Origin of the sequence: Sulfuricurvum sp., from assembly GCF_028688295.1 — a bacterium.
In the GTDB taxonomy this organism is placed as follows: Bacteria; Campylobacterota; Campylobacteria; order Campylobacterales; family Sulfurimonadaceae; genus Sulfuricurvum.
This window is the reverse complement of the sequence record NZ_JAQTYM010000066.1, coordinates 1-8358: the sequence shown is the minus strand read 5'-3', so window position 1 is coordinate 8358 and position 8358 is coordinate 1. Positions and strand designations below refer to the sequence as shown.

The 8358-nt window shown below is 40.6% G+C and carries 10 protein-coding genes and 2 pseudogenes; 2 read left to right on the top strand and 10 right to left on the bottom strand.

The window, feature by feature from the left end:
- Nucleotides 1–249: 249 nt before the first annotated feature.
- Together PHR02_RS11165 and PHR02_RS11160 are read left to right on the top strand one after the other, a co-directional pair.
- Nucleotides 250–900 carry a response regulator transcription factor gene (locus PHR02_RS11165; RefSeq protein ID WP_299992122.1) on the top strand — a complete coding sequence of 217 codons (651 nt, stop codon included), beginning with the start codon at nucleotides 250–252 and terminating at the stop codon, nucleotides 898–900.
- Entirely contained in the window at nucleotides 881–2074 is a 1194-nt protein-coding gene (locus tag PHR02_RS11160) for a HAMP domain-containing sensor histidine kinase (RefSeq protein ID WP_299992121.1), read from the top strand. Before PHR02_RS11165 ends, PHR02_RS11160 begins: the two co-directional genes overlap by 20 nt.
- 15 nt (nucleotides 2075–2089) lie before the next feature.
- On the opposite strand, the gene PHR02_RS11155 is transcribed toward PHR02_RS11160, so the two are convergent.
- The 10 genes and pseudogenes from PHR02_RS11155 to PHR02_RS11110 form a co-directional block, all read right to left on the bottom strand.
- The gene (locus tag PHR02_RS11155; RefSeq protein WP_299992119.1) at nucleotides 2090–2488 is read right to left on the bottom strand and encodes a hypothetical protein; all 399 of its coding nucleotides are present in this window, start codon (nucleotides 2486–2488) and stop codon (nucleotides 2090–2092) included.
- Between the two features lie 22 nt (nucleotides 2489–2510).
- The gene (locus PHR02_RS11150; RefSeq protein WP_299992117.1) at nucleotides 2511–3323 is read right to left on the bottom strand and encodes a DUF3187 domain-containing protein; all 813 of its coding nucleotides are present in this window, start codon (nucleotides 3321–3323) and stop codon (nucleotides 2511–2513) included.
- Nucleotides 3323–3652: a hypothetical protein gene (locus PHR02_RS11145; protein WP_299992115.1), complete on the bottom strand. Its 330-nt coding sequence runs from the start codon at nucleotides 3650–3652 to the stop codon at nucleotides 3323–3325. The genes PHR02_RS11150 and PHR02_RS11145 overlap by 1 nt, the downstream gene beginning before the upstream one ends.
- Before the next feature lie 38 nt (nucleotides 3653–3690).
- Nucleotides 3691–4770 carry a HAMP domain-containing sensor histidine kinase gene (locus PHR02_RS11140; protein WP_299992114.1) on the bottom strand — a complete coding sequence of 360 codons (1080 nt, stop codon included), beginning with the start codon at nucleotides 4768–4770 and terminating at the stop codon, nucleotides 3691–3693.
- Nucleotides 4733–5368 (bottom strand): response regulator transcription factor, encoded by a 636-nt coding sequence (locus PHR02_RS11135; protein WP_299992112.1) that lies wholly within the window; start codon nucleotides 5366–5368, stop codon nucleotides 4733–4735. The genes PHR02_RS11140 and PHR02_RS11135 overlap by 38 nt, the downstream gene beginning before the upstream one ends.
- A gap of 116 nt (nucleotides 5369–5484) precedes the next feature.
- Nucleotides 5485–5784, bottom strand: a complete 300-nt coding sequence (locus PHR02_RS11130; RefSeq protein WP_299992111.1) for a hypothetical protein — start codon at nucleotides 5782–5784, stop codon at nucleotides 5485–5487.
- A 90-nt stretch (nucleotides 5785–5874) separates the two neighbouring features.
- Nucleotides 5875–6510: pseudogene (locus tag PHR02_RS11125) on the bottom strand (HD domain-containing phosphohydrolase); the annotation flags it as partial.
- Between the two features lie 30 nt (nucleotides 6511–6540).
- A pseudogene (locus PHR02_RS11120) lies at nucleotides 6541–7095 on the bottom strand (HAMP domain-containing protein); the annotation flags it as partial.
- A gap of 280 nt (nucleotides 7096–7375) precedes the next feature.
- On the bottom strand, nucleotides 7376–7777 hold the full coding sequence (locus tag PHR02_RS11115; protein ID WP_299992110.1) for a hypothetical protein: 402 nt from the start codon (nucleotides 7775–7777) through the stop codon (nucleotides 7376–7378).
- A partial coding sequence (locus tag PHR02_RS11110) for a hypothetical protein (protein WP_299992109.1) occupies nucleotides 7777–8358 on the bottom strand: 582 nt, incomplete at its 5' end. The genes PHR02_RS11110 and PHR02_RS11115, both read right to left, overlap by 1 nt.

Below are 8358 nucleotides of genomic sequence, written 5' to 3'. Positions count from 1 at the left end.
ATATGATGGATGCGTACATATCCTCCAAATTTTCCTTCTTTGATCATCTCAGATAGATCTTCTGCACCTATCAGTTGGGTTGCTAGAATTGCCGAAAGTGATAAAACAGTCGCCTTTTTCATTCGTTATTCTCCTTAAATTCATTTTATGTAAAGGCATCGTATCTGTCCTAAATGAAAAAATCATGAAAAGTGATACTTTTTTGAGAGTTAAAGGAAAAAAGAACCATAATAAATTACAATGTTGCTCATGAGAGTACTTATAATAGAAGATGATAGTAAAATGAGATCGATGCTGAGGGATGCACTCAATCCATTTTATACGATTGATACGGCTGCATCGCTCCAAATGGGATACGAATTGGTTGAGAGTTTTCAGTATGAAGCACTTTTGCTCGATCGCAATCTCTCCGGTGTGGATGAGGGGATGGAGATGATTCCTAAACTAAAAAAGCTTCAACCCTCATGTGCGGTTATGATAGCCAGTGCTTATGGAGGGGTGGAAGAGCGAATAGCCGGTCTTAGTGCCGGAGCAGATGATTATCTCGAAAAGCCCTATGATCTTAGAGAACTGAAAATGCGTCTTGATGCTCTCACGCGGCGCTATGCGCCCGATATGATGAATATCGGATCGATTGTAATCGATCTGAAAAAAGGGGTTGTTAGTGCGGAGGGGGAGACTATTTCTCTCTCTAAAAAAGAGCATGATCTTTTCTTTTTTTTGGCGTCCCATCCGGATAAAATTTTTACACGTGACGATATCGCAAATGCAATCTACAGTGATCCTAGTAGGATGACCTCCAATACGATTGATGTGGTTATCAGTAATATACGCAAAAAGTTCCCGATGAATCCTATTGAGACGATAAAGGGGAGAGGGTATGTTCTTAAAAACGTTTAAGGGGAGAATTCTCGCCGTTTCACTCGGAATGACGATTGTATCGGTATCTATTTTCGGATACGGGCTTGCCGGTATTTACTATCAACACATGCATAAATGTCTCTACCGAAGCCTCTCTTTTGTAACAAATATGATGGTGTATGAATATGATTTGTCAACATGGAATGAACAAAAGCACGCACAGTTACTCCAAAACCCTCAGCTACACAATGTTTTAAAGGGGGGATTGATCGATGATTTGAAGATTGAAATGCTCCCTTATGAACCGATCTCTGATGAAAAACGGCTCTATCGGTATAAAAAAATATCGGAAGAGCACTATTTTACCATCAGCTCATCAACGGCTAAAATAGACGATGAGTTGGTGAGCATGATTGCCAGTCGCTGGATTTTTTTCTTGGTGGGATTTATATTCACCAGCGCATTGATCTATTTTTTGATCCGTCTTTTATTCGCTCCGTTTAATCAGCTCGTCAATCATTGTTTAACCTGCGAAGATCCCGATAATAAACCAAAGAGCGTTACGGGAGGAGTTGAAATCATCGCATTACGCGATGCCATTGCGACGCTTCAACAGAGGATTAGCCGGCTTCAGATAGCACAACGCGATTCGATGAAAGCACTGACGCATGAGCTTAAAACACCCCTTGCACAGCTACGGTTACGGATCGATTTGGCAGATCAAAAAGGGGAATGGAAAGCAGATGCTATTGTTGCGGCGCGTGAAGAAATCGATACCATCACTCAAAAAATAACTCAAATTCTTCATACTACTGAGAGTCATGAAAAGAGCGAAAAAATTTATTTGAAACGTTCCGTTGAGTTGTTAGTGGAAGATTTAAGATCGTTGTGGGAACATCGAGAATTAACATTTATGATTGACATGCTCGAAGAGGGGGTTATGGTTCTCCCTAAAGCTTCGTATGAGCGTGTAATTCGGATATTAATTGAAAATGCTCTTAACCATGCTTCATCAAAAAGCCAAATTTTTATCCATTGTAAACAAGGGGTAATCACTATACAAAATCGGATAGGTAGTGATGATAAACCTCTTATTTACTCGAGTGGAAAAGGGATGGAAATCGCTAAAACATTGTGTGATTATTATGGGTGGGATCTTAAATATATCCAAACCGATCAAGAATACAAAGTTGAATTGAGATTGATGGGGTAGCAAGAATGAATGATGTTATTCATTCTTGCTTGCAAAACGTTCATAAACATATTCTGCAACGATGTTTGCCTCTTTAGAGGTTAAATTCCCTTGCATAGAAGGCATAAGACCGAATTTATTGATTGATTTTTCTTGACAAAGTGCTTTAGAGAGGTGTGGATTTAAAATATAGTCACTCATAAAAGCGACGGCTTCGAGTTTACTCGGTTTTGATTGCTGAACATGAAACAAAACGCCCATCATCGGAGGTGCGACCATGGTATTGATTTTATCATAAGATGGTCGGGTCTCTAAATGACAATAAGAACACTTCTCTTTAAAAAGTACTTCGCCGGAAGTATCGGCTGATAATGATGTGGTTACAACATAAAGAGAGATCAAAAGCATACTAAACTGGTGTGCGTGAGATGACATTTTCATTTCCTTTATTAAAATATTAGAAGAGATAGCCTATATAGGCAGCAATGGATTGATCACTGGCTGAATCACTGAGTCCGTGTCCGTAATATCCTCCAATGTTCCAATGGGGGATAATCGTATAAGCATACCCAAAATTCAAATATTTTATGGTTTGAGTAGAGGTATAAATACTTTCATTTTGATAATAGGCAGCACTGAAAGCTGATTTTCCGTTGAGCTGAGTATATTCGACACCGGTATGAAATCCAGAAGCATTTTGATATCTCGCTTGTGGAACGTCACGGTCATTGACCCATGTATAGTGTGCTCCTGCAAAAAGTGAAAATCTATTGTTCAAAGTATAATACAAATTAATCGATGTCGTACTATCGGTTGCTTCATTGTTGTAAGTACTTTTATAGGTTGGCAATATGAGACCTATACCCGTCGTTACGGTGAGTTTTTCGGTTGGTGCAAATTGATACATGATATTCATTGTTGTATCTTCCAAGCCGCTTTCAGACTCTATCCCGTTATCAGATTGAAAGTGGGATGCGATCGCTTGAAACCGCCAATTCCCTGCATACACATCTGCTTGTAATGAGGTGCTTAAAGTGTCGGATGGTTCTTGGGAGGCGTAGTTGATTTGAGAGTATCCGATACCTGCAATCAAATTGTATGAAGTTTTACTTCCAATACTTTTGACGACACACCCTTGGTGGTCGACTAAATCACTAAACGGTGTTTGCGGGCAAAGATCATACACATCTTCGACGCCGTCGAAATCACTGTCAATGTAAGCATGAGAAGAAGTCGCAATACACACTAGGGGTAATAGCAAACGATACATTATTGTCTACCTTGCAGTTTTTGAGTGCTATAAGAGTTGTTCTGGAGTCTGAGCCGTTGCATTGAACCGCCGCACTCACCAGATCTGCCTTGATGAAGTTTTAAGTGGAGTTTGTTTCCACCACCTCTGCTTTGTTGAAGGGCGTTGAGCGCATTTGAACGATCCTCTTCGTTCATCGCTGCTATTTGTGTTTTTAGTCGATTCATAAGCTCCACTCGTTCAGCAGGAGGAGCATTTTTAATCGCTTCGATTTGCTCATTGATCGATTCAACCCCAAAAAGAGTGGTGTTGAAGAGTAGCCAAGCGATAGTAATCATCAAAAATTTCATCATTATCCTTTTAAATACATCATTTTGTCATAGAAGTATTAGTGCTTTGTTAGTGATCCAAGATCGAGAGTGAAAATAGTCCCTTTAGAAATACGACTTTCAACGTCGATTGGTATTTTTAACTCATCGCAGAATTTTTTAACAATATGCAAACCGATTCCCAAACCTCGGTCGTGTTCTTTGTAAAATCTCTCAAATATTTTTTCGGGATGGGCAATCCCTCTGCCGGTATCTTGAAGATAGAGTTTATTTTGCTCTGAATTAATTGAGATAGTGACAGTGCCATCGTGTTTATTATATTTAGCGGCATTATTCAAAAGATTGTCAATAATACGGATAAATGCGTCACGATTGGTGGTGATGGTAATGTTTTCGGCATTAAGTATAAAATAGATAGAAGGATAGAGCTTTTCTAATGTCGATATTCTATTTTGTATCAGAGTATGCAGATCAAATGTTTCGACTTGATAACTATGTTCTTCGAGATAACTACGCAAGTTATCTCCGAGGGAAACAATAGTATCGATGCTTTGGAACATACGATCTATTTTCTTTTCATCGCCAGCGCTTGGTTTCAGGAGACTGACATTGAGTCGAAGGGCGGAAAGGGGGGTGTTGAGATCATGTAAAATATCGCGACTGAACTCTTGGGTCAAATGAAGTGCTCGACGTAGGGGATAGAGTGTGTAAAACGAAAAAAGGGCAGAAATAATGGCTATGATCAAAAGAGCCCACCCGTAATAGAAAAGTAGATCATTACGAATAGTTGCTATCATGGTTTCATATTTCGTATTCAATAACGAGAGTTTTAGGGCATAGGTGTCATTTCTAGGGATAGAAAAAAGGACAAACATCTCCGTAGAAGAGTGTTGCAGTTCATAGAGTTTTTTAGGATTTGAGGGGACAAAATCAAACTCGAACTGGGTACATTTGAGGTCGTAACTGCACAAGCGCATTTGGTTATAGAGTTTTTCGTCCAAATCATGTTTGAGTTGAGTGTACTCGACGTAAAACAAGATACCGCTCAAAATACTCAATGCGATGAAAAAGACTCCGAAACTTTTAAAAAATGATTCGTATTCAGCTTTTTTCAATGCGGTATCCAATCCCACGAACATTGTCGATACTCCATCCGGTCGTGTGTTTGAGTTTATTGATTGCGAAACGCAGTGCACTGTCACTTGGATGTTCCATCAGCTCGAATAAGCTCTCTTTAGTGAGGGTTCGTCCGATATTGGTGATAAACAAAGCAAGCAAAGGGAGTTGCACCTCTCCAAGAGAGAGAACATGCCCTTGTCGTAGTATCTCTTTGGTTATAGGGTTATAGGTGATGTCGCCATGGGTAATGAGCTGTGCTTTTCGAGAAAAACGGGCTTCAATACGGAGTAAAAGTTCTTGGGGATAAAACGGTTTTTTCAGATAATCATCTGCTCCGACAGAAAAACCTTTGGTAATAGCGGCGATATCACTCATGGCACTGATAAAAATGGTGGGAGTATTATCTTCTGCATATCGGAGACTTTGAACCAGATCGAATCCATTTAGTTCAGGGACATTGATATCAAAAATATACAAGTCATATCGGACATCATAGGCTGCCTCTGCAGCTGCTTGACCATTAAGGACCCAGCTGCATTGATATCCTCGCTCACTGAGCATTTCGTGTATCGTTTCGCCGAGAACTAAATCATCTTCGAGAAGGAGTATGTTTATCACTGTCGCTTTTTTACCTTATTTTAAAAAAGTGTATTTAGTCAGATTCCAAATATCCGGGTTAGATGCCGCGAAAAGCGACACCATTGTTGATAACTATACAGTATCACACGATAGCTTTAGCGTCCACCACGGTTCATTTTTCCACCGCCTGTTCCACCACCCATTCCGCCGCCTTGACCACTGCCTTGGCGCATTTGAGATCCAGTGCCATCCATTGGACCAGATTTGCTTTGTTTCATGGTACTCGTTGCTGTTTGACGTTCTTCGGGAGTCATTGCTTGTAAACGCGATTGCATTTCTGCTTGGAATGCAGCACGTTCTTCTACCGGTAGTGTTCCTCGCATAGCCTGCATTTGTTCCATAGTCATAGTAGTGTAGTCAGCTGCAAAAGCAGAAATGGCACTCAAGACAATCAATGTAACTTTTTTCATGGGGTTTACCCTCCTGTAATTTTTGGATAGGTGTATTATGATACAAGTGTATTAGTGCAGTGTTAGCGATAGAAACTATTCGTGAATATCTTTAAACGTCTCTCGAATCGCTAAAAATTCGTCTAAGTGCTCAAAAAAGATATCAATGAGTTGCGGATCGAAATGGCGACCTCTCTCCTCTTTAAAGAGGGTAAAAATTTTCTCATCATCCCATGCCATTTTGTAAACACGATCGCTTCCGAGTGCATCGAACACATCGGCTAGCGCGGTGATACGACCGTAAATATGGATCTCTTCGCCTCGTAATCCTCTCGGATAGCCGCTGCCGTTCCACTTCTCATGATGTTCATACGCGACAATCGCCGCTGCTTGGAGCAACGTACGATGAGAGTGTTTAAGCATTTCATATCCCAATGCGGCATGGGTATCCATGATACGGCGTTCTTCTTCATCAAATCGTCCCGGCTTATTTAAAACGGCATCGGGGATAGCGACTTTTCCGATATCGTGCATCGGAGAAGCTTGTTTGAGCATTTCAGACTCTTCTTCACTCAGACCGTAATAGTAGGCGAGAAGTTTGGAATATTCGGCAACCCTTTTTACATGGTTACCCGTCTCTTTAGACCTGCTCTCCCCGATCGAACCCATCGTAAAGACGACTTCTCTTTGGGTCTCTTCAATCTCTTGGTTGAGATCGGTAATTTCGTTTAAGGCATGGTCCATACCGCTAATCATGGTATTAAAAGCAGAGGAGAGCTCTCCGATTTCATCATCTCGCTTGATATCTACTTGCTGTGTATAGTCACGTGTACGGGTAATTTTTTTAGCGGTATTGGAGAGGGTAATGACGGGTCTGATCAAATAAGTGGCGATGAAATAGGCGGCAAATGCGATAAAAATTGCCCCACCGATTAGAAAAAGGATAAACCATTGTTCGTATTTGTATAAAAGACGATAGGCGAACTCTTTTTTCTCTTCTAGGATAATAGTGAAATGAGGGGCATTTTTGAGAGATTTTGAGACTTGGAGTGCATCGTTAAAAATAGAGGGACGCAAATACACCGACCCATCACTCTGACGTATGTAGTAGTGCCGTTGCTCGGTATTGGCAAAAAAGCGTTTAAAGTTTTCTACCGGATAACGTACTTCGAGTTTTCCTATCGGCTGTGTTGAGAAGGTAGAATAGACATTAACGTGTAAAAAAGAGCTAGAACGGTTGGTTTTTCCTATTGTGTTGAAATCACTGGAAGCGATAATCAGCCCCTTTGGATTTGTGAGATAAAAATCACCCTCCATTTTGAGATCATTTTTTTTCGACAGCAGGGTATTGCTGATGCGCCGATCCAAATCTAGGGTGTAAACATCGTTCATGATATCCGATTTTGCGATAAATGTCATATCGTTTCGTAGCGTAAGCAGATGCTGATCGATTCGCTCAATACTCAAGCTCAGTTGGGTATTCATCTCTTGCGTAATAGCATCATAGAGTTCCTGACGAAATGAATTTCCGACAAGAAACATGGTCAATGCATAAGGGATTAAACTAACTGCCAAAAAGAGGAGAATCGTTTTAAGTCTAAAACTCATAAATCACCTTTACATTTGAATCAACCTGTGATGAGGGGATATAGCCGATGGCACCCTCGACGTTTTGGACAAATGCTTTGATGGATTCGTGAGAAGGCTGGGTGATAGGGGGGGTGATCCCTTGGAAATGCTGTTTAACCCAATAAGTATTTAGACGGTCTCGATCCATTTTTAGAATTTCATTTTCAAAGGCGATTCGAGACGCGTCTTGTCCTAGTAGATTGAGAGGGATAATTTTTTGATTTCCAAGGGTATGACGTTTCATGAGGTAAAGATCCCGTATCTGTTGAGCAGAAATATCTGTTACAGCAATTTTTTTAGAGATGATCATGCTGTACTCAGCTGCTGATAAAACTCCGTACAGCAAGCTAATAAGTAATAACTTTTTCATCAAAAAAGTACCGAGAAAGAGATTAGTGTACGGTTTTCATTCTCTTGAGAATGCCATTGGTATTCCCCTTTGAGCGAGATAGGATAGATAGGGCGATAGCTGTATCCAAAAACACCGATGTGGTCTTTATAATCACGATGCTGATCGTCATAATACTCATACCGTCCTACGAGCGCGTGTTGGGGTGAAAAATGGTATACACTTTGGAGATATCCGCTGAGAGTAAGATCGCTTTTGGCTGAGCGATAGTCTGTTTTGGCTGCGATTGCTTCTGCGTTTAGGAGAAAAGGGCCGTTATCGTATTTCAGATTGCCTTGAATAAATTGTGTTTTTTCATCTGTTGATAATGTGATAAACTCTCCGACACTTCCCCCGAGACTCATCTCTAAAGATAGCTCATGTTCTAAGGATAAACCGTAAAAATGGGTATTGGGGATATTGATATACTCCTCATCCATATCGTGGGTCGCTTGGCCGAAGAGATGATAACGGGTTGTACTGCTTTGCGGCAGATAGCCGTTCATATCGATACCGGTCAAAAATTTTGGGAATAAGATGGAACTGTAGAGAGGATTAGAGGT